Annotated in this window: 1 rRNA gene; it reads left to right on the top strand. The window is 51.2% G+C overall.

Annotated features, from left to right (window positions below):
- Positions 1 to 192: ribosomal RNA gene (locus AAHA41_RS22605) — 23S ribosomal RNA — on the top strand; the annotation flags it as partial.
- Positions 193 to 244 lie beyond the last annotated feature (52 nt).

Genomic DNA, 244 nt, shown 5'->3' with positions numbered 1-244 from the left:
TGCCCGGTAGCTAAGTTCGGAATCGATAACCGCTGAAAGCATCTAAGCGGGAAGCGAGCCCTGAGATGAGTCATCCCTGACCCCTTGAGGGTCCTAAAGGGCCGTTGGAGACCACAACGTTGATAGGCGGGGTGTGTAAGTGCAGCGATGCATTGAGCTAACCCGTACTAATTACCCGTGAGGCTTAACCATACAACACCCAAGAAGTGTTCTAAGGCTTGTAGCAAATACCAAGCGAACTACT

This window comes from Aeromonas sp. SER, assembly GCF_038739615.1.
GTDB lineage: Bacteria > Pseudomonadota > Gammaproteobacteria > Enterobacterales > Aeromonadaceae > Aeromonas > Aeromonas jandaei.
Note: the sequence above shows the minus strand (reverse complement) of the source record. Positions and strands in the feature narration are given on the sequence as shown.